The organism is Acetobacterium sp., from assembly GCF_039830195.1.
Classification (GTDB): Bacteria; Bacillota; Clostridia; order Eubacteriales; family Eubacteriaceae; genus Acetobacterium.
Genome location: NZ_JBDODG010000035.1, coordinates 78,026 through 101,237, shown reverse-complemented (window position 1 = coordinate 101,237; position 23,212 = coordinate 78,026). Strand labels below are relative to the sequence as shown.

At 42.9% G+C, this 23,212-nt stretch carries 23 protein-coding genes and 1 riboswitch; of the genes, 5 read left to right on the top strand and 18 right to left on the bottom strand.

Translation table 11 applies throughout. From position 1 onward, the window contains the following. Positions 1-6: 6 nt before the first annotated feature. From ABGU93_RS11450 to ribD, 3 genes are read right to left on the bottom strand one after another with little or no spacing between them, the layout of a single operon-like run. The gene (locus tag ABGU93_RS11450; protein ID WP_347413581.1) at positions 7-1,209 is read right to left on the bottom strand and encodes a bifunctional 3,4-dihydroxy-2-butanone-4-phosphate synthase/GTP cyclohydrolase II; all 1,203 of its coding nucleotides are present in this window, start codon (positions 1,207-1,209) and stop codon (positions 7-9) included. 44 nt (positions 1,210-1,253) lie between these two features. Beyond that, the gene (locus ABGU93_RS11445; protein ID WP_347413580.1) at positions 1,254-1,904 is read right to left on the bottom strand and encodes a riboflavin synthase; all 651 of its coding nucleotides are present in this window, start codon (positions 1,902-1,904) and stop codon (positions 1,254-1,256) included. A gap of 3 nt (positions 1,905-1,907) precedes the next feature. Continuing rightward, positions 1,908-2,975, bottom strand: a complete 1,068-nt coding sequence (ribD, locus tag ABGU93_RS11440) for a bifunctional diaminohydroxyphosphoribosylaminopyrimidine deaminase/5-amino-6-(5-phosphoribosylamino)uracil reductase RibD (RefSeq protein ID WP_347413601.1) — start codon at positions 2,973-2,975, stop codon at positions 1,908-1,910. A gap of 181 nt (positions 2,976-3,156) precedes the next feature. Next, positions 3,157-3,272, bottom strand: a riboswitch (FMN riboswitch). A gap of 163 nt (positions 3,273-3,435) precedes the next feature. Here ribD and ABGU93_RS11435 point away from each other — a divergent pair. Then, on the top strand, positions 3,436-6,273 hold the full coding sequence (locus ABGU93_RS11435; RefSeq protein ID WP_347413579.1) for an EAL domain-containing protein: 2,838 nt from the start codon (positions 3,436-3,438) through the stop codon (positions 6,271-6,273). Between the two features lie 67 nt (positions 6,274-6,340). On the opposite strand, the gene ABGU93_RS11430 is transcribed toward ABGU93_RS11435, so the two are convergent. From ABGU93_RS11430 to ABGU93_RS11410, 5 genes are all read right to left on the bottom strand, one after another. After that, complete coding sequence (locus ABGU93_RS11430; protein ID WP_347413578.1) at positions 6,341-6,925, bottom strand: thiamine phosphate synthase; 585 nt, start codon at positions 6,923-6,925, stop codon at positions 6,341-6,343. 73 nt (positions 6,926-6,998) lie between these two features. Then, positions 6,999-8,153 carry a 2-iminoacetate synthase ThiH gene (gene thiH / locus ABGU93_RS11425; protein WP_347413577.1) on the bottom strand — a complete coding sequence of 385 codons (1,155 nt, stop codon included), beginning with the start codon at positions 8,151-8,153 and terminating at the stop codon, positions 6,999-7,001. A 1-nt stretch (position 8,154) separates the two neighbouring features. Then, the gene (locus ABGU93_RS11420) at positions 8,155-8,919 is read right to left on the bottom strand and encodes a thiazole synthase (protein ID WP_347413576.1); all 765 of its coding nucleotides are present in this window, start codon (positions 8,917-8,919) and stop codon (positions 8,155-8,157) included. Positions 8,920-9,005: 86 nt separating this feature from the next. Further along, a complete protein-coding gene (gene thiS / locus ABGU93_RS11415; RefSeq protein WP_347413575.1) occupies positions 9,006-9,200 on the bottom strand; it encodes a sulfur carrier protein ThiS in 195 nt (64 codons plus the stop codon). A gap of 162 nt (positions 9,201-9,362) precedes the next feature. Then, on the bottom strand, positions 9,363-9,647 hold the full coding sequence (locus ABGU93_RS11410; protein WP_347413574.1) for a hypothetical protein: 285 nt from the start codon (positions 9,645-9,647) through the stop codon (positions 9,363-9,365). Positions 9,648-9,876: 229 nt separating this feature from the next. Here ABGU93_RS11410 and ABGU93_RS11405 point away from each other — a divergent pair, with 229 nt between their 5' ends. Beyond that, complete coding sequence (locus ABGU93_RS11405) at positions 9,877-10,680, top strand: HAD-IIA family hydrolase (protein WP_347413573.1); 804 nt, start codon at positions 9,877-9,879, stop codon at positions 10,678-10,680. Between the two features lie 99 nt (positions 10,681-10,779). Here ABGU93_RS11405 and ABGU93_RS11400 read toward each other — a convergent pair whose 3' ends face one another. The 10 genes from ABGU93_RS11400 to dnaA form a co-directional block, all read right to left on the bottom strand. Next, a complete protein-coding gene (locus ABGU93_RS11400) occupies positions 10,780-11,535 on the bottom strand; it encodes a TMEM165/GDT1 family protein (RefSeq protein ID WP_347413572.1) in 756 nt (251 codons plus the stop codon). A gap of 275 nt (positions 11,536-11,810) precedes the next feature. Beyond that, positions 11,811-12,095, bottom strand: a complete 285-nt coding sequence (locus ABGU93_RS11395) for a PTS sugar transporter subunit IIB (RefSeq protein WP_347413571.1) — start codon at positions 12,093-12,095, stop codon at positions 11,811-11,813. A 27-nt stretch (positions 12,096-12,122) separates the two neighbouring features. Then, positions 12,123-12,773, bottom strand: coding sequence for a ribulose-phosphate 3-epimerase (gene rpe / locus ABGU93_RS11390; RefSeq protein ID WP_347413570.1), 651 nt, complete (start codon positions 12,771-12,773; stop codon positions 12,123-12,125). A gap of 34 nt (positions 12,774-12,807) precedes the next feature. Then, the gene (locus tag ABGU93_RS11385; protein ID WP_347413569.1) at positions 12,808-13,260 is read right to left on the bottom strand and encodes a PTS sugar transporter subunit IIA; all 453 of its coding nucleotides are present in this window, start codon (positions 13,258-13,260) and stop codon (positions 12,808-12,810) included. Further along, positions 13,260-15,761 carry a DNA gyrase subunit A gene (gene gyrA / locus ABGU93_RS11380; protein WP_347413568.1) on the bottom strand — a complete coding sequence of 834 codons (2,502 nt, stop codon included), beginning with the start codon at positions 15,759-15,761 and terminating at the stop codon, positions 13,260-13,262. The genes ABGU93_RS11385 and gyrA overlap by 1 nt, the downstream gene beginning before the upstream one ends. Positions 15,762-15,783: 22 nt before the next feature. Beyond that, positions 15,784-17,700, bottom strand: a complete 1,917-nt coding sequence (gene gyrB / locus ABGU93_RS11375) for a DNA topoisomerase (ATP-hydrolyzing) subunit B (protein ID WP_347413567.1) — start codon at positions 17,698-17,700, stop codon at positions 15,784-15,786. Between the two features lie 33 nt (positions 17,701-17,733). Beyond that, positions 17,734-18,849: a DNA replication/repair protein RecF gene (gene recF / locus ABGU93_RS11370; protein WP_347413566.1), complete on the bottom strand. Its 1,116-nt coding sequence runs from the start codon at positions 18,847-18,849 to the stop codon at positions 17,734-17,736. Beyond that, a complete protein-coding gene (locus ABGU93_RS11365; RefSeq protein ID WP_347413565.1) occupies positions 18,831-19,070 on the bottom strand; it encodes an RNA-binding S4 domain-containing protein in 240 nt (79 codons plus the stop codon). Before ABGU93_RS11365 ends, recF begins: the two co-directional genes overlap by 19 nt. Before the next feature lie 249 nt (positions 19,071-19,319). After that, positions 19,320-20,432, bottom strand: coding sequence for a DNA polymerase III subunit beta (dnaN, locus tag ABGU93_RS11360; RefSeq protein WP_347413564.1), 1,113 nt, complete (start codon positions 20,430-20,432; stop codon positions 19,320-19,322). 196 nt (positions 20,433-20,628) lie between these two features. After that, positions 20,629-21,984: a chromosomal replication initiator protein DnaA gene (gene dnaA, locus ABGU93_RS11355; protein WP_347413563.1), complete on the bottom strand. Its 1,356-nt coding sequence runs from the start codon at positions 21,982-21,984 to the stop codon at positions 20,629-20,631. Between the two features lie 463 nt (positions 21,985-22,447). Here dnaA and rpmH point away from each other — a divergent pair, with 463 nt between their 5' ends. The 3 genes from rpmH to yidD all read left to right on the top strand — a co-directional run bounded on the left by rpmH (position 22,448) and on the right by yidD (position 23,199). Beyond that, complete coding sequence (gene rpmH / locus ABGU93_RS11350; protein WP_041669680.1) at positions 22,448-22,582, top strand: 50S ribosomal protein L34; 135 nt, start codon at positions 22,448-22,450, stop codon at positions 22,580-22,582. A 61-nt stretch (positions 22,583-22,643) separates the two neighbouring features. Then, entirely contained in the window at positions 22,644-22,985 is a 342-nt protein-coding gene (rnpA, locus tag ABGU93_RS11345; RefSeq protein WP_347413562.1) for a ribonuclease P protein component, read from the top strand. A gap of 1 nt (position 22,986) precedes the next feature. Further along, positions 22,987-23,199, top strand: a complete 213-nt coding sequence (gene yidD / locus ABGU93_RS11340; RefSeq protein WP_026394914.1) for a membrane protein insertion efficiency factor YidD — start codon at positions 22,987-22,989, stop codon at positions 23,197-23,199. Positions 23,200-23,212 lie beyond the last annotated feature (13 nt).

Here is a 23,212-nt window from a genome sequence, read left to right as displayed (position 1 = left end):
CTCCTTTTAGTTATAATTTAAAATATGGCCCATTTTTTCCTGTTTGGTTTTTAAATAAAACAAGTCATGGCTAGATGCTTCCATTTGAATGGGAACCCGCTCCACCATTTCCAGCCCGAATTCTGACAGCCCGTCCATTTTTTTTGGGTTATTGGTTAGCAACCGCAGCTGTTTTATCCCCAGGTCGCTTAAAATCTGGGCGCCGATATAATATTCCCGCAGATCTTCCGGGAAGCCCAGTTCAATATTGGCCTGAACCGTATCCATCCCCATATCCTGAAGCGCATAGGCTTTTAATTTGTTGATCAGACCAATGCCCCGGCCTTCCTGACGCATGTAGAGCAGCACACCCCGACCTTCTTTTTCAATGGCCGTCATTGCGGCCCCAAACTGATCACCACAATCACAGCGGATCGAACCAAAGGCGTCGCCGGTTAAACATTCAGAATGAACCCGACACAGGACCGGGCTATCACCGCTGACATCGCCCTTAACCAGGGCCACATGATGTTCGCCGTTAAGCTTATTGACATAACCATAGGCCATAAAATCACCGTATTTGGTGGGCATTTTGGTGATCGTTACACAATCGACCAGTTTTTCATTTTGTTTGCGATAGTCCTGGAGATCCTTGATGGTGATAAATTTCATCTGATGGGTCTGGGCAAACTCAATCAATTCCGGGGTCCGCATCATGTTACCGTCTTCCCGCATAATTTCGCAGCACAGACCACATTCTTTCAGCCCGGCCAGTTTAACCAGATCAACGGTGGCCTCGGTATGGCCGTTTCTTTCCAGCACTCCGTTTTCCCGGGCGACCAGCGGAAACATATGGCCGGGTCGGCGAAAATCTTCGGGTCTGGCATTGTCATCGACACACTTGATGGCGGTAACCGAACGTTCTGCCGCGGAAATGCCAGTAGTGGTATCGACGTGGTCGATGGATACGGTAAAAGCAGTACAGTGGTTGTCGGTATTATCCGTGACCATTTGGGGAACGGCTAATTTTTTGACCAGTTTTTCGCTCATCGGCATACAGATCAGCCCTTTGCCATAAACGGCCATAAAGTTGACGTTTTCGGTGGTGGCAAATTCCGCCGCACAGACAAAATCGCCCTCGTTTTCGCGGTCATCATCATCGGTCACGATGATAATTTTACCGGCTCGTAAATCTTCCAGTGCTTCTTCAATGGTATTAAATTTAAACATAGTACCCTCTCTTATTTTAATTATATTATTTTTTTATTTTTTTCTTAAAACCCGGCCTCGGTCAGAAAATCAATGGTCAAACCAGCGGATTTTTCCATTTTTGGGGCTGGATTCAACAACAGCTTTTCGATGTATTTGCCGACCAGGTCGTTTTCCAGATTGACCGGATCGCCAGCCTTCTTGATGCCCAGAATCGTCTGCTTAACCGTATGGGGAATGATGGACACCTTAAAGCTGTCGGCGGTTATTTCGATCACCGTTAAGCTGATTCCATCAATGGCAATGGAGCCTTTTTCGATGATGTAGCGGAGTATTTTCGGCGGTGCCTTAATCTCAAAGATCACGGCGTTATCATCTTTGGTGATTTGAACAATATGACCGGTGCCGTCAATATGACCGGCCACGATATGTCCCCCGAAACGACCATTGGCGGGCATGGCTCGTTCCAGATTGACAGCTGAGCCGCCTTTTAGGTCGCCCAGATTGCTGCGGTTCAGAGTTTCGCTCATCACGTCGGCCATCCACTTATTGCCACTGAGCTGGGACACCGTCAGGCACACCCCATTCACCGCCACGCTGTCGCCCAGTTTTAAATCGTCGATGATGACCGCTCCCTGAACCCATAGCTGGGAAGACCGTTGCCCCTTGATGACCGCCGTGATTTTGCCAACTTCTTCGATAATTCCTGTAAACATGTTTTACCTCTTCACATACTCAAGGCAGATATCATCCCCGAATATTTTTATTTTTCGGTCCGTAAACTGGAAGGCCTCTCCTGGATCTTCCAACCCCGGGCCTTCCACCGGTGTTTTGGCTGCGGCACCGCCAAATATTTTGGGGGCCAGGTAAACCTGCAGCTGATTGACAATGCCACTTTTTAAAGCACTGAAGTTCAGGGTGCCGCCGCCTTCCAGCAGAATACTGTCAATCCCTTCCTGCCCCAATTGCGTCATCAGTTCCCGGAGATCAAGATGGTCCCCGGCTGGTGGAACAGTTAAAATTTTGCAGCCCATGATTTCAAACCGCTTTATTTTGTTCTGATCGCGAGAGCAGGTGGCCAGATAGGTTGGTATTTTCCGGGCCGTTGCCACGACCTGGGCTGTCAGCGGGGTCCGCAAATGGGTATCGCAGATAATCCGGCTGGGGTTTTTGCCGCCTTCAATCCGGCAGGTCAGTTGGGGATCGTCCTGTAAAATGGTGTTGACTCCTACCATAATTCCGGTAACTTCACTGCGGGTCTGCTGGACTGCCTGCCTGGCCTCCTCCCCGGTAATCCATTTAGATTTCCCGGTGTGGGTGGCAATTTTGCCATCCAGGGTCATGGCGTATTTCATTAACACATAAGGGGTTTTCGTTTTGATATAGTGAAAAAAAACGTTGTTCAGCTCCTGACACGCCTCTTCCCGCACTCCGGTTATCACCTTGATGCCCTGCTGTTTCAGAATTTCGATCCCCTTACCGCTGACTTGCGGATTGGGATCGACGGATCCAATGACCACCCGGCTGATTTTATTTTCAATGATGGCCTCGGTACATGGCGGCGTTTTGCCATGATGACAGCAGGGTTCCAGGTTTACATAAAGGGTTGCCCCGGCCGCCGACTGGGTACAGGCCGCCAGAGCCTGGCGTTCGGCATGTAGCCCACCATACTTTTCGTGATAGCCGCTGCCGATAATCACATCATCCTTGACGATCACCGCTCCCACCAGGGGATTTGGATTTACCTGGCCGCGGCCTTTTTTCGCCAGGTCGATGGCCAGATCCATATATTTTTGATGATTTTCCACACGTTCTCCTCTCTCAAAAAAGAAAAATACCCTGAACATTCATTCAGGGCAAAGGGTTTATTTACAGATTTACTTATTCTTTGTATAAAAAAAGCTCTGAAATGATTACCATTTCAGAGCTAAATAAACAAAGATATATGCAAAACAACATGCAAAACTTTATTATCTTCTTTCATCCAGACTTTAACTGTCGGCCTCGGAATTACACCGAATCATACCTTGCGGCTCGTGGGCTATACCACCGGTAGGGAAACTATCCCTGCCCTGAAGACTTCATAATTTAATTGATTAAACTTTAACATAATTGATATATTACTGTCAATACATTAAAAATTATTTTTCTTTATGATCTTTTTCGTTTATAATAGGAACATGAAAAAGCAAGCTAAAACTAACATATTTTATTTTGACAGAACCTTCAGAGAAAGGATGGACGCCAGTGCAGTGGTTTAAAAAAAGCCTGATCCGACGGATTGGAACAATTGTTATCGGATTTATTTTTGTTGCCTTTGCCGTTTATGGAATCATTTCCATCCAAATGCTGGGTGATTTTTTTGAGGCCAACAGTAAGGAAGCATTATCCCAGGATGCTCAACAGATTGCCACCGAAATTGACAAGTTTATTGAAAAAAATGTTGTCATCGTCGAACAGATGAAAACCAACCAGGATTATCAGGCAATTACCGAAGCCCTTAATACCCGGGCGGAAAAACGGCAGCATCCGCTCTTCAATGTGATAACCCAGGAACTCCAGGCGATTAAGGCTTCCGATCCTAATATTTCATTGGCTTACCTCGGCATCACCAAGTCCAACGATCTGATTTCTTCGACCCCCGAGTTTGATCCCAAACCAGATTATGACCTGAACAAGCGGCTCTGGTATATTGAAACCTTGAAATCCCGGGGCGTAACGGTCACCAGTCCCTATATTGATCTTGTCACCGAAAAGATGGTGGTTTCCATCACTACCCCGATCCTCAAAAATAACAACGTGATTGGCGCCATGGGCATTGATTTACTGGTATCGGATATTTCTGAGCTGATGAAAACCTATCAGGTCGGTACTAATGGTTACACCCTGTTGATTAATAAAGATGGTAGTATTTTTTACCATCCTGATGATCATCAGGTTGCAACTGTTGAGCAAACTGACCCCTATGCCTATCTCGAACCCTATATGAGCCAGATCACCTCCGGTGACAGCGGCGTCATTGAATACAGCCTGGGGAATAATGCCAAATATATTGCCTATGTGCCGACCCAGTCATCCAACTGGATTGTGGCCACCGTCATACCCCGCTCCGAAGTCCTGGCTCCGTTGAACCAGTTTATCTTCAGCCTCTTCTTTATTTCACTGGCGCTGCTTTTTTTGATCGCTCTGTTTATCAAACGGATGACCCGGCTTATTTCCGAACCGATTGTGACCATTTCGGACTCGGTCGAAACCTTCAGCCAGGAAGATCAGGAAATCAATCTGCCAGATGCGCTTTATAGTCGCGAGGATGAGATCGGTATTTTATCACGGGGGCTGAAAATGATGAGTCACCGGATCACCCAATATATTGAAGAAGTCCAAACCAACAATGAGGCTCTGAACGAAGAAATTGACAAACGCCGGGGCGTGCAATCCCAGCTGGAAATGATCCTGGAATTATTGTCCGGCACTGATGAAGGTATTTTTATCCTGAATGACAGTTTTTTCTGTATCTACCACAACGCCGCCTTTTCCCGGATGATCGGTATTCCGGAAGCGGAAATCCCGGTACTGAACTTATCAGAAAAAAATATTCTGATCGATCAACCCTTGATTGACAGCTTGCAAATGAATCCGGTCTGGTCCGGTGAAATTGAATATGCTCAAAATTCCGAGGAGACCCTGTTTCTTTTTCTGCAGATCAGCAAGGTGCAAAATGGCGGTACTGATTATTATATCGGTAATATCACCAATCTCACGGCCCATAAGCAAATAGAAAAAGATATTTACTATCTGAAATATTTTGATCATCTGACTAAACTGAACAACAAGGTATTTTTGGATGAATCGGGAGTGGAACTCATCAGCGGAGACACCGACAATGCCGGCAGCCATGCCCTGATCCTGATCAACATTGATAATTTCAGAATTATCAATGAGGCAAAAGGCTTTGATTTCGGCAATAAGGTTCTGATTGCCCTGGCCAATCGGCTTAAAAATCTGATCAGCGATCAGGATGTGCTGGCCCGTTTGGGTAATGACGAGTTTGGCATTCTGAAAGCCCATGTTTCTTCCAATGAAGATTTATATGAGTATATTCTGGACTTGAGCAAGGAGCTTGAAAGACAGATTGCCATTAATGCTGAAGAACTTATCATTGACGTCAGCATCGGGATCAGTCTCTACCCCAGTGATGCCAACCATTATGCCAAACTTCTAAAAACCGCCGCTTCAGCTCTGAATAATGTGAAAGCCAATAAAGGCCGCCGTTTTGAGTTTTATGACAAGGAAATCAACAGCCTCTCGATTCAAAAATATGAGATGCAAAACAAACTGCGAAATGCCCTGAACAACCAGGAGTTTATTCTCCACTACCAGCCCCAGGTCGATATGACCACCAATCAGATCATTGGTCTGGAGGCCTTAATCCGCTGGAACAGCCCCAATGGTATGGTTCCCCCGGGAAGCTTTATTGCCATTGCTGAAGCATCGAATCTGATTATCCCCCTTGGTGAATGGGTGCTGGAAAACGCCTGCGAATTCGGGAACAAACTGGCTGCCCTGGGTTATCAAACCCCGATTGCGGTTAATCTGTCGATGCTCCAGTTTAAGGCCCCGTATATCGGTGAACTGATCCAATCCATTTTGACCCGAACCAAGCTGCCACCAGAGCTGCTGGAGCTGGAAATTACTGAAGGGATCTTGATGGACAATGAGGATGAATGTGAATCCATCATCAGCGAATTCCACGGGATGGGGATCCAGGTCTCCATTGACGATTTTGGAACGGGTTACTCCTCCCTGAGCTACCTGAAAAAATTTGCCGTAGATAAGATCAAAATCGACCGCTCCTTTATTAAAGGAATTCCCCATCTTGATAACGGCACCATTGCCAAGGTTATCATTGAACTGGCTGGCAATTTCAATCTCCAGGTCATTGCCGAAGGGGTCGAGACCCCAGAACAGATTGACTTTTTACTCAAAAATAGTTGCCATATCGCCCAGGGCTTCTACTATGCCAAACCACTTGGCGAAGACGAACTGCTGGCTTTTATGGAACAATCAAAAAGGGATAATGGCTAAGCCATATCCCTTTTTTTATTTAAAACCGATCCTCTTCAATTGTTATGGCTGGATTAAAAACAACTTACTAAAAAACAAATCGCTGCGTCAGGGTTTCCGGGTGATCGGTGGTCATCGCTTCGCTCATGATGCAGACCCCTTTGGCACCGGCCATCAAGGCAATTTTGTAATTGACTTCGCTGATACCGCCGATGGCAAAAACCGGGATGCTGACGGAGTCGTATACTTCTTTGAGAAAACGCAGTCCCCGGGCTGGCAGGCCATTTTTGCAGTCAGTGGGAAAAACATGACCGGCAATTAAATAATTGGCTCCCCATGCTTCGGCTTCGCAGGCCTGTTCCACCGAGTGAACCGACACCCCAACCTGTTCAAAATTTTTGATTGCTTCACCCTTTTTTCGGAGATCGTCAATCGACACCTGAACAGCATCCACCTTTAATCGCTCCGCCGTTTCCAGATTATGATTGATGATCAGGTTCACCTGATGATTTTCACAGATTTCTTTCACTTTGCTAGCCAGCTCCTGATAGTCTGGTTCACCCAGTTCTTTTTCTCGTAGCATAATGGCATGGGGTTTGCCGCTGGCAATTTCACTGATACGATTCAAAAAATCATCCTGGCACAATTTCTGGTTAGTTATACAAATCAGCATAATAGGCTCCTTCATTCTTGTTGTTTATAGTCTATCATATTTGGGGAAAAAGAAAACCGCCAATTGGTTAGCTTTATACCCAAATGTAGTCACGATATACCGGCTGGAGCCCCCGGTTTAAAATCATCTGATGCACCTCGCTGACGCTGCGGGGATCAGAAATCTCAAATTGTTCATCGCCTTTATCTTCCTGATCATGACCACCCACCCCAACGCTGACGCCGGCGGATATTTTTGTGGCCACCATCCCGATGACATGATCCCGAAAACCGGCCCGTTCCCGGGTTGAAATGGTGATCCCCGCAAAGGGCATCAGCAAGCGGTAGGCCAGCATCACCTGCAGCAACTGTTTCTCATGGACGTCGTTGGGATTGTTATCGGCATTATTAATATACGGTCTGAGCCGGGGGGTGGAAAAGCCGATTTCAGCATGGGGATATTTTTGCTGAATATACAGAGCATGCAGTCCGGTGGCAAAGGCGTCTTTTCTGAAGTCACCCAAGCCCAGCAACGCCCCGAAGGATACCCCCCGCATTCCCCCCATCAGGGCCCGCTCCTGGGAATCAAAGCGATAGGGAAAGACCCGCTTGGAACCACTTAAGTGAACCTGTTCATATTTACTGATATTATAGGTTTCCTGATAGACGGAGACAAAATCTGCCCCACATTTTTTAAGATAAGCATATTCATCGACATTCAGGGGATAGATTTCAATCCCCACGGTGGAAAAGTACGCTGCCGCCAGCTTAACCCCGGCCCCGATATATTCCACCCCGGAATGATGCCGGGATTCTCCGGTTAGAATCAAAATCTCTTTTAATCCGGTTCTGGCAATGGCTTCCAGTTCTCTCTCCATTTCAGCCAGACTAAGCTTGCCCCGACGGATTTTATTTTTACAATTAAATCCACAGTATACACAGTTATTTTCACAGTAATTGGCAATATAAAGAGGGGTAAACAGACCAATGCTGTTGCCAAAATGTTTTCTGGTTTCTATATTAGCTTTTTTTGCCATTTCTTCTAAATATGGTGTCGCTGCCGGTGATAATAAGGCTCCATAGTCTTCTATTGATAAATGATCTTTTTTCAAAGCCGCTTCCACATCCCGAGCTGACACCTTGGAATAGTCATAGTTATCCACATTTGTTAAGACCTTATCCAGAATATCCGAAGCGATAATCTCCATCCCGGGTTGATAGTTCATCGGATCTGTTCGCATCGTTGCCATTCTAATCCTCCAAAAATCCGGTTAAGGGACTGGATGCTTCCGCCTGAGTTAAGACCCGGCCGAGTCCGGCCAGATAGGCATTTCGGCCCGATTCAATCGCCTGACCAAAGGCCCTGGCCATCAGTGGAATGTTTTTGGCCGTGGCCACCGCTGTATTGCACATCACTGCATCGACCCCCATTTCCATCGCCTCACAGGCCTGAGATGGCCGCCCGATGCCAGCATCGACAATAATCGGAACCGCGATTTCATTGACCAGAATCTCAATAAAATCCCGGGTGCTTAGTCCCTTGTTGCTGCCAATCGGCGAAGCCAGCGGCATTACCGCCGCCGCTCCGGCACTGACTAAATCCCGGGCTACGTTTAAATCCGGGTACATATAGGGCATCACGACAAAACCGTCTTTGGCCAGGATCTCTGTGGCTTTAATGGTTTCGTAGTTATCGGGAAACAGATATTTGGAATCCCTGATAACTTCGACCTTGACAAAGTTCCCGCAATTGATTTCCCGCGCCAGCCGGGCGATTTTAACTGCTTCCTCAGCCGTTCTGGCTCCAGAGGTATTGGGCAGTAGTGTAACATTTGGGGGGATATAATCCAGAATATTTTCTTCGCCCCCCAGATTGGCCCGCCGTAGCGCCAGGGTTACCATTTCTGCGCCGCCATTCTCAACCACCGCCTTCACAATTTCCAGTGAAAACTTTCCCGACCCCAAGATAAACCGGGAATTAAAAGGGTGTCCGCCAATTACTAATTGATCTGTCATTTTTTCTCCTTTGTGACTTTATTATTGTTATTTATAAAACATCTCATTCGAACAATTATTACCGGTGTTCAGTTGCCCAGTGACGATCAACCCCCACCCACAAAACGAACCACTTCGAGGATATCCTCCTCACCGAGCATCACCACATCATAGGTCGCTTTCGGGACGATTTCCCCATTTCTGGCCACCGCCAGGGTAGCCACATCAAACTGATTGACTTCCAAAAATTGTAATAGGCTCTGATTGTTACCCAGGGTCATTTCTTTTCCATTAACTTTCATTTCACTTTTCTCCTTGGCTATTTTAAACGCAAAAAAAGCACAAAACGCGATTACACCCTTTCGGTGGTGTACCCCATTTTGTGCTACTATTTATCTCTTGCTGTTCTGTATTTTATTACATCACATCGCTAAAGTCAAGCCCTGGTTTAAATCCGGATTCAGCTAGCGTCGGGTGTAGGCATTGAAGGCCGCCATTTTACTCTTATCTTCTTCAATTTCCTGGATTTCTTTTTTCAAAGCTTCCAGTCGGGCTGTCAGGGAACCAACTTCCTCTTCGTCAACCGAACGGTTGGTCACTTCTTTTTTAATCCCCAGTGCCAAAAGCTGATCGTCTTTTTCCTCATATTCTTTGCGGAGCAGTTCCAGCGTCGCTTCACAATTAATCAGCTGTTTTTTAATCATCCGCATAACACGCATATCATCATAATTTTTTAAGATTGTCTCCATTTGACTTCCTTTGCCTTCCTGAAATAGTATTTTCCTGTTCTTTGAGTTTATCACAGTTGCCCGTGCAAATACTTACGCGAAAACGAAAAAATTTTGCTATTCCTGATTTAAATCAAATTTTTACATTTATTTACATCTTTTTACATAAATTAACCTAATTTTTAAGATGAATCTCGCTAGAATAGGGTATAATAATGTAAATAACTGAAAATCAATTGGAGGTAAAAAAATGAATGAAGAATTATTAGCATTAATTAAAGATAAAAAAGGCTTTATTTGCGATATGGACGGTGTTATCTACCACGGGAATCGACTGCTACCGGGCGTAAAAGAATTTGTCAACTGGCTTTATGCTGAAGATAAGAACTTTCTTTTCCTGACCAATTCCAGCGAACGTTCACCCATTGAACTAAAAGAAAAGCTGGCGCGGTTGGGACTGGATATTGATGAAAGCCATTTTTATACCAGCGCCCTGGCGACCGCTAAATTTTTAAAAGATCAATCCCCTGGCTGTTCGGCTTATGTCATTGGTGAACCGGGACTGGTGAATGCCCTTTATGATGTCGAGATTACCATGAATGATGTGGATCCGGACTACGTTGTTTTTGGTGAAACCCGCTCTTATAATTATGACTCTGTCCTCCGCGCCGTGAAGCTGATTCAAAAAGGCGCTAAACTCATTGCCACCAACCCAGATTTAACCGGCCCCACCGAAGACGGCATTGTGCCGGCCTGTCGGGCCTTCGTCGCTCCGATCGAACTGGCCACCGGTAAGGAAGCCTATTACGTTGGCAAACCCAACCCGCTGATGATGCGTACCGGTATTAAACGACTGGGGGTTCATAGCGACGATGCCCTGATTATCGGCGACCGCATGGATACTGATATTATCGCCGGGATCGAATCCGGACTAACCACCTTTCTGGTTCTCAGCGGTGTATCCACCCGTGAAACGGTTAAAGATTTCCCCTACCGTCCTAACTATATCCTCACCGGTATTGATGAGATTGTCGCCGGACTTGGCTTACATTAAAACTCCCTAATATCGAAATAAGTATTTCTGATCGTTTCAATAGCTTAACAACAAAAAAGCGCGGCTCTGTTTTTTTATTTAAACAGAGCCGCACTTTTTTTAATTGTCTTGATCCTCTTTGGCTTCGATCTCATCCTTTTTGCATAGACATGACGGATCATCTTCTTTTCCAGCTTCTTCCCGATCTTTTTTAACCAGATAATAGGATGCGCCACCAGTCATGAGCAAAAGACCAATCATTACGATGATAATCGTTCCTATTTCCCAATGGAGCTGCTGGGTGGCTACCTGATAGGTGCCAATAAATCCAAATAACATAAAAGCCCCGGCGGATACCAACTTAACCGTCCGCTCAGGTATTTTTTTACATAGAACCACCCCGATGATAATTCCAATGGCATCGGCAATCAACATCCCGGTAGTCGTTCCCACCAAAACGCCAATGGCATTCTCGGGAAATTTGGTGGCCAGCGCAATCGTCGCCAGCTGGGTTTTATCACCCATTTCAGCGATAAAAAAGGCGATCGTAACGGTGATAATCGGGCCGAATTTAGTCGCCCTATTTTCCTCACCATTAAGCTTATCTCCTCTGATGGTCCATAATCCAAAAAAAATAAATGACAGCGAAGCAATTCCCTGAATCCAGATCTGGGCGCCATCAAAGCGGGTAATATAATTTCCCACTGCCACCGCCAGGGCATGGTTAAATACCGTGGCAATAAAAACCCCGATCATTACCTTGGAAGCCTTATACTTGGTGGCAAAGGCCATCGCTAACAGTTGGGTCTTGTCCCCCATTTCAGCCAGTACCACCGCCCCGACAGCAACTAAAAACGCGACAAAATTCAAATACATTTCTCTTTCCTTCCAAGCGTATTTAAGCAGCAAACCTTCTTCCAAATAAAAAGACTCTTAGCATAATCCACCCGCAAATGGACTACGCTAAAAGTCTCGCTACCAGAATTGGCTACAAAGCCAGGCGATCACTCACCAGCATGTTGACTTTGTATAACAACTACTCCCTCTTAATATTTTAATTTTACAATATCAGCAATATAATTGTCAACCTAAAAACATTTTTATGTGAATGACTGACTTGGATCGATGAGCCAAGTCAGCCATTCCTGATTTTATTTTTTCAATATCTCAATCAACTGATCAATCGTACTCTGGAGATTAATTCCCGTTAAAAAAGCACGGCCATTAATCACCGGGATATCGATATTTCCTTCCAGTTGACAGGTACACACAATCGCATCCGGATGTAATTCTTGATATTTTTTAAATGCATCAACCGCTTTGGCTTGAACTGTCCGACACTCAATACCATTTTCCTGAGCAATCTGTTCAATCTTTTTGGCAACCACTGTTGATGTTGCCAGGGCTGTTCCACACGCAACTAAAACAAGTTTCATCGTTTTTCCCTCTTTCAATTTGAGAATTTATCGCTGGATGATTTTTCTAAATTGTCCTATATTTTCTTTCATATCGCCTTTAAATAAACAGGATCCGGAAACGATCACATTTGCTCCGGCGTCCACCACTTCTTTTAAGGTATTAAAATTAATCCCGCCATCAACCTGAAGATCAATGCTCCGGTTACCAATCATTTTACGACAGGCTTTTATTTTTTCGGTACTGGCCGGAATATAGCTTTGTCCGCCAAAACCGGGATAAACACACATAATCAGAATCATACTGAGTTGATCAAGATATGGTTCAATCACATTTATATCGGTATCTGGAGACACCACCAATCCCGGTTTGACGCCTTTCTTGACAATGGCGTCAAGACACGTCTGGATATCCCCATCCGATTCCACATGAACGGTAATAATATCGGCACCGGCATCAGCAAACCGATCAATATACTTAAGTGGTTCGGTAATCATTAAATGGACATCAAAAGGAATCTTGACCACCTTTCGCAACTGTGCCAGCTGATCCGGGCCCATGGTGATATTGGGTACAAAATGACCATCCATAATGTCCACATGGAGATAATCAGCGCCATTTTTTTCTACTTCTTTTAGATCCCGTTCCAGATTGGCAAAATCTGCACTGAGCATGGAGGGTGCTATTTTAATATTCATTGGTATTCACTTTCTTTTTCTTCCAGTAATTTGATTATAAAAAGGTCTTAATGAGATTGTAAATGACTTGCGGTTCTTTTGCAGCTTTTATTTTTTTTAACATTTTTTCATTTTGAATAATGGTAATAATTGTCTGTAATATCCTGAGTTGTTTTTCAGGATTATTAATGGCCAATAAAAATACTATCTGAACCGGAATACTTTCTTTGGGGTTTCCCATGCCGGCAAAAACGATGGTATTTTTTAAGGTAATAATGGAGATGCTTTCTTTTAATACATATTTCGCTTCAGTATGGGGCAGAGCCACCCCTATTTTGGTAGGTAAGCCGGTGGGAAAGGTTCTTTCCCTTTCCACGGCAGCTTCAACAAAATCTTCAGTGATGCACCCTTGCTTAAGCAACGGTTTAGCTGCTAAAGCAATGGCATCAAACTGATCATTGACCGTACAATTGACTTGAATGCGATCGATATGGATTAATGAGTCCATTATTCTTTTTCAGTGGTGTCAACACGTGTCATTTGATTTTCGCCTTCGTCGTCGAGATCATCCACTGGATCCTCCTTATAAACTTTAGAAATGGTGGCAATGGATTCTTCAGGTTTTAGTTTCATCAGACGGACCCCCTGGGTATTTCGGCCAACGGCGGTAATATCGTTACCTTCCAGCTTGATCACGACCCCCTGATTATTGATCATCATAATTTCGCCATCCCGGCTGATCACGCAGAAGCCCACCAGCTCACCGGTTTTCTTGGTGACCTTATAGGTTTGGACTCCCTTCCCGCCGCGTTTCTGCGGACGGTATAAATCAGAAGCACTGAGTTTGCCATAGCCGTTTTCGCTGACGCAAAGGACAAACAGTTCTTCTTTGACAATATCCATCCCAACGACCACATCATCTTCGCGCAGATCAATTCCGCGAACGCCGATGGAAGTTCGGCTGATCGGTCGGACTTCTTCTGAGTTGAAACGGATCGCATAACCGCACTGGGTGCCCATGACGATTTCTTCATCCTGTTCAACCAACCGCACATTGATCAGCTCATCCCCTTCACGCAGGTTAATGGCGATGATCCCATTTTTACGGGAGGTGTCATACTCAGTTAAATCGGTTTTCTTGATAATCCCCTGCTTGGTTGCCATAATCAGGTATTTATCCGCCGTGAATTCTTTAACCGGAATCATGGTGGCAATCTGTTCGCCTGCTTCCAATGGCAAGAGGTTGACAATGGCGGTTCCTCTGGCAGTTCTTCCACCTTCAGGAATTTCAAAGGCTTTTAAACGATAGACCTTACCAAGATTGGTAAAGAACATCAGATAGTGATGGGTGGTCGTCGTAAAGAGGTGTTCGACAAAGTCATTCTCTCTCGTGCTGAGGGCGGTGATACCTTTACCACCGCGTTTTTGTGACCGATAATTATCAGCCGTAATCCGCTTGACATAGCCGATATGGGTCATCGTAATAACCACTTCTTCTTCTTCAATAAGGTCTTCGATTTCAAAGTCTTCGACATCAATATCAAAATTGGTGCGACGTTTATCGCCATATTTTTCTTTAATTTCGATCAGTTCTTCTTTGATGATATTCAGAACCAGCTGACCATCAGCTAAAATAGCTTTTAATTTGGCGATGGTAAGCATCAGTTCCCGGTATTCTTCTTCAATTTTTTCCCGTTCCAGACCGGTTAAGCGCTGGAGACGCATATCCAGAATCGCCTGAGCTTGTATCTCAGAAAGGCTGAATCGTTCAATTAACTGTTCTTTGGCGACTTTTCCATCAGCAGCCGCTCTAATTAACTTAATGACCTCATCAATATGATCCAGGGCAATTTTTAAACCCTCTAAAATGTGCGCTCGAGCTTCGGCTTTTTTTAGATCAAAAATAGTTCGTCTGGTGATGATTTCTTTTTGATGTTCAATATAGTGAAAGAGGATCTCTTTTAAATTAAGCACCTTGGGTTCATTATTGACCAAAGCCAGCATAATTACTCCAAAGGTTTCCTGGAGCTGAGTATGTTTATATAATTGATTTAAAATAATGGTTTCATTGGCATCCCTTTTTAAATCAATGATGATCGACATCCCTTTTTTCAGGTCAGATTCATCTCTTAAATCAGAAATTCCTTCGATTTTTTTCTCTTTAACCAGTTCGGCAATTTTTTCAACCAGCTTGGATTTATTGACCATATAGGGGATCTCAGTAATCACAATCTGTTTCTTGCCTTTTTTGGTAGTTACGACCTCAACCTTACCACGAACCTTAATCCGGCCCCGGCCGGTGCGATAAGCACTTTTTATGCCAGATTTGCCAAGGATAATCCCGGCGGTGGGGAAATCAGGTCCTTTGACATGTTTCATCAGATCGTCAATGGTAATCTCCGGATCATCAATAAAGGCTACGGTACCATCGATGATTTCACCCAGATTATGGGGTGGAATATTGGTGGCCATCCCAACGGCAATCCCCGAGGATCCATTAACCAAAAGGTTCGGGTATTTAGATGGCAGCACCGAAGGTTCGGTTTCCGACTCATCAAAGTTGGGAACAAAGTCCACGGTTTCCTTATTAATATCGCGCAGCAGTTCGGCGGCTATTTTGCCCATTTTCGCTTCGGTATAACGCATCGCCGCAGCGCTGTCACCATCGACCGAACCAAAGTTACCCTGGCCATTAACAATCAGATAACGAATCGACCATTCCTGGGCCATCCGCACCATTGCATCATAGACCGATGAATCGCCATGGGGGTGATACTTACCTAAAACATCCCCGACAATACGGGCTGATTTACGAAAGGTTTTATCCGGGGTTAAGCCCAGTTGGCTCATGGCATAAATGATCCGGCGATGAACTGGTTTTAAACCATCCCGGACATCTGGTAAGGCTCTACCTATAATAACACTCATGGCGTAGTCAATATAGGAAGTTTTCATTTCTTCTTCAATATTAATCGATTTTACCCGATCAAATTCAATTATTTCGTCCATTTAATTATTTACTCCTTCTTGACTAGATATCCAAATTCTTAACTTTTTTAGCATTCCGTTCGATGAACTCTTTACGCGGCTGAACCTTATCACCCATCAGAATGGTAAAGATTTCGTCGGCATAGGAAGCTTCCTCTATATTGACCTGAAGCAAGGTTCGCACACTGGGATCCATGGTGGTTTCCCAGAGCTGCTGAGCATCCATTTCCCCAAGACCTTTGTATCGTTGCAGATTGATCCGGGAGCGATCTTCCACGCCTTCCAGTTTCTTCTCCAGATCCCGGTCGGTGTAGGCATAATCGACCTGTTTTCCCCGGGTAATCTTATAGAGTGGGGGCTGGGCGATATAAACATAGCCAGCTTCAATCAGACCTGGCATATAGCGGTAAAAGAAGGTCAGTAAAAGGGTTCTGATGTGAGCTCCATCGACATCGGCATCGGTCATGATGATAATTTTATGATAACGTGATTTTTCAACATTGAATTCATCCCCAACTCCGGTACCAAAGGCAATGATCATTGATTTTAGGGAATCCGTGGTGAGAATCCGATCCAATCGGGCTTTTTCAACGTTCAGGATCTTACCACGCAGGGGTAAGATCGCCTGGGTTTTAGAGTCTCGGCCGGATTTGGCCGAACCACCCGCCGAGTCCCCTTCAACGATATATATTTCTGAAAGAGCCGGATCTTTTTCCCGGCAATCCGCCAGCTTTCCTGGTAGCGCAGTGGAATCTAAGGCACTTTTGCGGCGTGTAAATTCTCTGGCTTTTTTAGCGGCTTCCCGGGCTCGGGCTGCTGATAATGTTTTTTCAATAATACTTTTGGCAATACCCGGGTTTTCTTCCATCAGCGCTGACAGCTGATCACCAACAATGGTTTCAACAATTCCCTTGACTTCGGTATTTCCCAGTTTTGATTTAGTCTGACCCTCAAATTGCGGATCCAGCAGCTTGATGCTGACAATCGCTGTTAAACCTTCCCGAGCATCCTCGCCGGTGAGATTTTTATCATTTCCCTTTAAAAAGCCATTTTTACGTGCATAGGTATTAACCGTCCGGGTCAGCGCGCTCTTAAATCCATTAAGATGGGTTCCCCCTTCCGGGGTATTAATGTTGTTGGCATAAGAAAAAATATTTTCCGAATAACCGGTGGTATATTGAAAGGCGATTTCCAGTGAGTAATCGTCCTGTTCTTTTTCAAAATAAGTAATTTTATCATACAGTGGATCTTTATTCCGATTCATGTATTCCACATAAGAATGAATCCCACCGGTATAATAGTATGTTTCTTTCCGTTTAGGTGATTCTTTTTCATTTGCCAGACTAATTGAAACCCCTTTATTTAAGAAGGCCAATTCTCTTAAACGATGCTCCAAAATATCAAAGTCATATTCAGTTTCGTCAAAAATGTCCTTATCAGGTTTAAAATAAACGGTAGTTCCGGTGCGGTTGGTGGCGCCGGTCACAGTCAGATCACTGGTTGGTTTCCCTTTTTCATAGGTTTGAAAAAAGACCTGGCCTTTTTGTTTGACTTCGATGGTCAGTTTTTCCGATAGGGCATTAACGACCGATACCCCAACCCCATGCAGACCACCGGATACCTTATAGCCGCCGCCGCCGAATTTACCACCGGCGTGGAGAACCGTTAAGGCCAGTTCAACCCCGGTTTTACCCTGGGCATGGTTCATCCCGGTGGGAATTCCCCGGCCATCATCGACAACCGTAATGGAATCGTCCTGATGGATGGTGACACTGATATTTTTACAATAGCCGGCCAGGGCTTCGTCAATACTATTATCCACCACCTCATAAACTAAATGGTGTAAGCCCCGGGACCCGGTGCTACCGATATACATTCCCGGTCTTTTTTGAACAGCCTCTAATCCTTCGAGGACCTGTATCTGATCAGCTGTATAATTATCTGATTTGTTTTCTGGCATGTTTTCCTCCTGATTTTCATGGTTTATTAATGATTATTCCTTAATGATTACCTGGGCCTTGCCCTGAACAATCTCAATGATGTGTCGGTTTTTTGGGGCACCTTCGCCATCGTTTAAGATATCTTCAGTACAGGTTATAAAGGCCTGGGTTTTATTTAAAAGCGAGAGAATGCTTTTGCGGCGGTGTTCATCCAATTCCGAAAAGATATCGTCCAAAAGGACTACTGGATATTCTCCGGTGTTATCATAATATATCTCTATTTGGGACAATTTAAGGGAAATGGCAGCTGAACGCTGCTGACCTTGGGATCCATAGCGCCTGGCATCTTTTCCGTTAATTTGAATGATCATGTCGTCCACGTGAGGTCCATAAATCGTGGAGCCCCGTGAAATTTCTTCCTCCCGGCTGAATTCTAACCGTTTTTTGTATAAATTTTTTAATTCTGACAGTTCTTCCAAAGAATCGATGATATTGTTCAGATAGGATAATGAAAGAGTTTCTTTTCCAAGACTGAGTATTTGATGCAGATTATTTGCTTCCCGGTTAAGTCGATGCAGATAGCGAATCCGGTGATTCATTAACCGTACCCCGGTTTGAATAAGCTGTTCATCCCAAACATCCAGGGTCGTGATCAGACTGGGTTCATAATGAATATTTTTTAACAGGGAATTTCTCTGATTCAATATTTTTTCGTAATCTCTTAAAATATAATGGTACTCCGGCCGGAAACCGGAAATTTCCTGATTAAGAAACCGCCGTCTTTTATCAGGCCCTTCTTTGACAATTTTTAAATCATCCGGTTCAAAGAGAATGGTGTTAAAAATCCCATTGATCTTATCTCTTTTTTTTACCTTGCCATCCAGTAAAAATTGACGTTTCCCCTGATGGCTCTTGGCCGAGAGGGTATGTTTGACACCTTCACTGACAACCCGGGCATTCATAAAAAAATCATCATGATCCCACTGGGCAAGTTCTGCCACATTTGAAGCACGATGACTGTAACCTCGGGATAAAAAAAACATAGCTTCAATAAGATTTGTTTTTCCCTGGGCATTTTCGCCCATGATAATATTGATTCCTCTTTGAGGAATGATGCATTCATTTTCATAATTGCGATAATGAATGAGTTTTAATTCTTCGATAAACATGGTTTCCCGATCCCTTTTACTTGCAGGGTATCATAATCTTCAATTTCTACCAGATCGCCATCTCTTATTTTTTTGTTTCGCTGGGTACACAACTCCCCGTTCACCCGAATCAAGCCGTCTAAAATCATAAATTTAACATCACTGCCATTGCCGACAATGCCGGCATATTTTATCAGCTGATCAATTTTTATGAACTCTGTGTTAATTTCAATTATTTGCATATTTTTCCCCGCGCATTATATTTTTGGCAAAAATGAAAGAGCATTACACGAATCCCCTTTATTTATGCCAAAATTGATTAAATTTTTATATATTTATCTACGAATCAAACTATTATAACATAAAAATAAAAAATAGTCTAAAATTTCAACGAATCATTTACATAATTCTGATCTTTTAAACTACTTTTAATGCTATTTTAAAATCGATGTTTTCTTCACTATTTTAAATCATTATTTTAAATTAATTATTTAATTTTCTTCAGCAATCCGAACCGGCAGGATTAAATAGATAAAATCATTTCCTTCGGTCGGAAGTAAAACGCCGGGCCCCACTGAGGTTGTCATATCAATCATCAGTTCTTCCCCTTCAATGACCCGCAAAGCTTCAATTAAAAATTTCGAATTAAAAGCTATTTTTAGAGACTCGCCGCGGTTCTCAATCGGAATTACTTCAAAAACATCACCGATTTCGGCATTGGAGGTTAAAATCAGCTGATCCTGGTTAAAATCCATTTTGATTAAATTATTTTTACCTTCCCGGGCCAGCAATGCGGCCCGTTCGCTGCTTTCCAGCAGCAGGCGACGGTTGACCTTAACCTGAGTGGCTTTTTCAGCCGGAATAATCTGTTTGTAATTAATAAAGTCTCCTTCCAGCAATCGGGAGGTGAATTGGGTATTATCCATCTCAAAAAAGATCTGATTTTTGGAAAACTTAACAATCACATCACCATTATAACTGGCCAGCACCTTATTTATTTCAGATAAGGATTTAGAAGGAATAATCACACTGAGGTCTTCCGCTACCGGATTTTTAATTTTCCCGGATCTGAGAGCCAACCGATAGCCATCAAGGGCAATCAAATTGATGTTATCATCATGAAGCTCTATTTTTACGCCGGTCAAAACCGGAATATTCTCATTGGTGGCAACTGAAAATAAGGTGCCTTTGATCAGTTCTTTTAAAACAGCCGCATCGATGGTAAAAATATGGTCGTCGATCACTTCCGGGAAGTCCGGAAATTCTTCATCCGATAACCCTTTTAACGTAAAATTAGATAATAGACACTCAATTTTTATTTGATGATGCTCATCACTTTCAAAGAAAATATCAGAACCAGACATTTTCCGAATCAACTCACTAATGATGGAGGCGGTTAAAACGATCTCACCACCGCTTTCCACTTCAGCCGGAATTGTGACTTCCACACCGATTTCCAAATCGGTACTTCTTAATAATAATTTATTATCAGTGGCACTAAATAGAATACCCTCTAATATTTTCATTGTTGTTTTTGATGAAACTGCTTTTTGAGCAACGGACAACGCAGCCATTAAACTTTCTTTTGAACAATTGAATTTCATAAGTAATCGCTCCTTTTTGAATTTGAAACCGCTTTTTATATATAAATATATAGATTAAATTAATAGTATTAGTAGTAGGGGGTGTTGATACTGTTAATAACTCGGCAAATGAGTTGATAGTACAAAAAAAACCTAAAATAGTCGGGGGATAAATTGTGGATAACCTCTTCATACGTCCGGCAAAGAATGTTAGTTGTTAATTGCCGTTGATTTCCCGTTCAATTCGCAAAATCAGATTTTTAAAATCGGTATTGGTTTCCATTTCTTCAGCGATTTTCTGACAGGCATGAATTACCGTGGAATGATCACGGCCGCCAAATTCTTCGCCAATCCGGGGCAGGGAAAGATCTGTTATTTCCCGGGTAATAAACATGGCCACCTGACGGGGCAGGGAAATGGAACGGGTTCTTTTTTTGGAATTCATATCTTCAACCGTAATATTGAAGTATTTGGCGGTGACTTCCTTAATATATTCACCGGTAATGACTATATCTTCTTTTTTTCTAAAGATATCTTTTAAGGCATTTTTAGCTGACTCCAAATTAATCGGAACTTTATGCAGTTTTGAATAAGCGAATACGGTGGTCAAGGCGCCTTCAAGTTCCCGGATATTGGAATGGATACTGTCGGCGATAAAACTCAGGACCTCATTGGGGATCTCATCACTGAAGGATTCGGCTTTTTTTCTAATGATGGCGATCCGAGTTTCAAAATTCGGAGCATAAATATCAGTGATCAGACCGCTTTCAAAACGGGAACGGAGCCGTTCTTCAAGGGTTGGAATTTCTTTTGGGGGGCGGTCACTGCTGATAACAATCTGTTTATTTTCCTGGTGAAGCGTGTTAAAGGTATGGAAAAATTCTTCCTGGGTTCCTTCTTTTTTAGCTAAAAATTGAATATCATCAATTAAAAGGATATCAGCACTTCGGTATTTATTGCGGAAAGAGATGTTGGTTTTATTCTGGATCGCATCGATAAAGTCATTAGTAAATTTTTCACAAGACACGTAAACAACTTTTTTATGGGGGGCATAAGATAAAATATAATGTCCGATAGCCTGCATCAGGTGGGTTTTTCCCAGACCAACGCCACCATAAATAAAGAGTGGATTATAACGTTCTGATGGTGCTTCGGAAACAGCCACACAGGCGGCGTGGGCGAAACGGTTGTTTTCACCAATAACAAAACTATCAAAGGTATACTTGGGATTCATTGAGTTATTCTGATAGTTGGATATTTTATCCTCTACATTGGTGATGGAGATCTGTGGTGAAGCGTCATTTTGCGAGATCATCGCATCTTCTTCTTTTAAAACGATTTTCACTTGACCGGTTTTTCCGGTAACCTCGGCCAGAGCATTGGTGATTAAAGGAATATGCCGACTTTCCAGGATTCCTTTTTCGAATTCATTTTCTGATAAAAAATAGTAGGTATTGTTGACGTAGTTTATGGGTTTTATTTTTAAGAACCAGGTGTTAAAACTGGTTGGACTAATATCCGGTTTGATAATTTCAAGTGCGGCATCCCATATTTTTTTAAAGGAAGTGTCCATTAAATGAACCTCCAATTTCTAATAAATTTAAGTCGTGTCATTGTGGATAAAATATTAACTTATGCACAGAGAATCTATTTTAATGTGAATAGCCAAATAAATCAAGCAAATTATAAGAATAATTGTTGATAACTTAAAAAAGTTTTACCAACAAAAAAAGACGAAAATAAACGGAAAGTTGAAAAATATCGACAAGTTATCCCCAATTAATCCACAGAATCCCGAAATTTGTGGATTAATTGGACAATTTCAGTGAACTTATCCACATTTCGGTTGATAAACCTAGTATAACAAATTGCGATGAGGCATTCAATATAATTAAAATAAACATAAAGCTTGCGAAAACGCCCCAGATTTGATAATATAACTTGACATAAAATAAGCGAGATTATATAATTCTAGGGTAAAAGTCTTATTAGCTTATAAACAAATGAATATAAAGTATTAGTCAGGGGGTGTCGAAGTGAAAAGAACTTATCAACCAAAAGTTAGACAACGTAAAAAAGAACATGGTTTCAGAAAAAGAATGTCTGCCAAAAGCGGTCGACTTATTTTGAAGAAGAGAAGACAAAAAGGAAGAGAAAAATTATCAGCATAATCCTTTGTAGACCGTTTTTCAAAAGCGGTCTTTTGTTTAATAAAAATTAAGGAGAATTCCTTTGGTAAAAATAGAGTCCCTGAGTAAGGAAAATGAATTTAAACGTGTTTTTAATGCCGGGGATGTGTTCGGAAACAAAGTCTTTGTAATCTATTATATCAAGAACGAAGAGAATACCAATCGTTTGGGAATAATAGTCAGCAAAAAAGTTTCTAAAAAAGCTGTGATTAGAAATAAGGTAAAAAGACGAATAAAAGAGGCATATCGTCTTAATGAAGATTCTTTTTCAAAAGGTTATGATATTATTCTAATTGCTAAGGAATCCATTAAAGAAGTGCCATATAGTAGTTTGGAAAAATCGCTAAAACATTTGTTTTATAAGAAGAATCTCATGAGGCCATAGGATGTTCAAGAAATTCCTAGTTTTAATTGTTAGGGGATATCAGAAATTTATTTCACCGTTATTAGGAAATAATTGTCGTTTCAGTCCCACTTGTTCGGAATATTTTATTTTGGCCGTTGAAAAATACGGTGTCATAAAGGGATCCTATTTGGGTGGAAAACGTATTCTTAGATGCCATCCTTTTAATCCCGGGGGATATGATCCCCTTCCTTAGAACGTTAGGGAGA

Excerpts from the sequence above, each read along its gene's own strand:
- ABGU93_RS11395 (WP_347413571.1), bottom strand. The coding sequence starts at position 12,095 with ATGAAACTTGTTTTAGTTGCGTGTGGAACAGCCCTGGCAACATCAACA.
- gyrB (WP_347413567.1), bottom strand. The coding sequence starts at position 17,700 with ATGCCAGAAAACAAATCAGATAATTATACAGCTGATCAGATACAGGTC.
- ribD (WP_347413601.1), bottom strand. The coding sequence starts at position 2,975 with ATGGATCTGGCCATCGACCTGGCGAAAAAAGGCCGCGGCCAGGTAAAT.
- ABGU93_RS11445 (WP_347413580.1), bottom strand. The coding sequence starts at position 1,904 with ATGTTTACAGGAATTATCGAAGAAGTTGGCAAAATCACGGCGGTCATC.
- yidD (WP_026394914.1), top strand. The coding sequence starts at position 22,987 with ATGTTCAAGAAATTCCTAGTTTTAATTGTTAGGGGATATCAGAAATTT.
- gyrA (WP_347413568.1), bottom strand. The coding sequence starts at position 15,761 with ATGGACGAAATAATTGAATTTGATCGGGTAAAATCGATTAATATTGAA.
- ABGU93_RS11450 (WP_347413581.1), bottom strand. The coding sequence starts at position 1,209 with ATGTTTAAATTTAATACCATTGAAGAAGCACTGGAAGATTTACGAGCC.
- dnaA (WP_347413563.1), bottom strand. The coding sequence starts at position 21,984 with ATGGACACTTCCTTTAAAAAAATATGGGATGCCGCACTTGAAATTATC.
- ABGU93_RS11400 (WP_347413572.1), bottom strand. The coding sequence starts at position 11,535 with ATGTATTTGAATTTTGTCGCGTTTTTAGTTGCTGTCGGGGCGGTGGTA.
- dnaN (WP_347413564.1), bottom strand. The coding sequence starts at position 20,432 with ATGAAATTCAATTGTTCAAAAGAAAGTTTAATGGCTGCGTTGTCCGTT.
- ABGU93_RS11430 (WP_347413578.1), bottom strand. The coding sequence starts at position 6,925 with ATGCTGATTTGTATAACTAACCAGAAATTGTGCCAGGATGATTTTTTG.
- rpe (WP_347413570.1), bottom strand. The coding sequence starts at position 12,773 with ATGAATATTAAAATAGCACCCTCCATGCTCAGTGCAGATTTTGCCAAT.
- ABGU93_RS11410 (WP_347413574.1), bottom strand. The coding sequence starts at position 9,647 with ATGGAGACAATCTTAAAAAATTATGATGATATGCGTGTTATGCGGATG.
- ABGU93_RS11385 (WP_347413569.1), bottom strand. The coding sequence starts at position 13,260 with ATGGACTCATTAATCCATATCGATCGCATTCAAGTCAATTGTACGGTC.
- recF (WP_347413566.1), bottom strand. The coding sequence starts at position 18,849 with ATGTTTATCGAAGAATTAAAACTCATTCATTATCGCAATTATGAAAAT.
- ABGU93_RS11420 (WP_347413576.1), bottom strand. The coding sequence starts at position 8,919 with ATGACAGATCAATTAGTAATTGGCGGACACCCTTTTAATTCCCGGTTT.
- ABGU93_RS11405 (WP_347413573.1), top strand. The coding sequence starts at position 9,877 with ATGAATGAAGAATTATTAGCATTAATTAAAGATAAAAAAGGCTTTATT.
- thiS (WP_347413575.1), bottom strand. The coding sequence starts at position 9,200 with ATGAAAGTTAATGGAAAAGAAATGACCCTGGGTAACAATCAGAGCCTA.
- thiH (WP_347413577.1), bottom strand. The coding sequence starts at position 8,153 with ATGGCAACGATGCGAACAGATCCGATGAACTATCAACCCGGGATGGAG.
- ABGU93_RS11365 (WP_347413565.1), bottom strand. The coding sequence starts at position 19,070 with ATGCAAATAATTGAAATTAACACAGAGTTCATAAAAATTGATCAGCTG.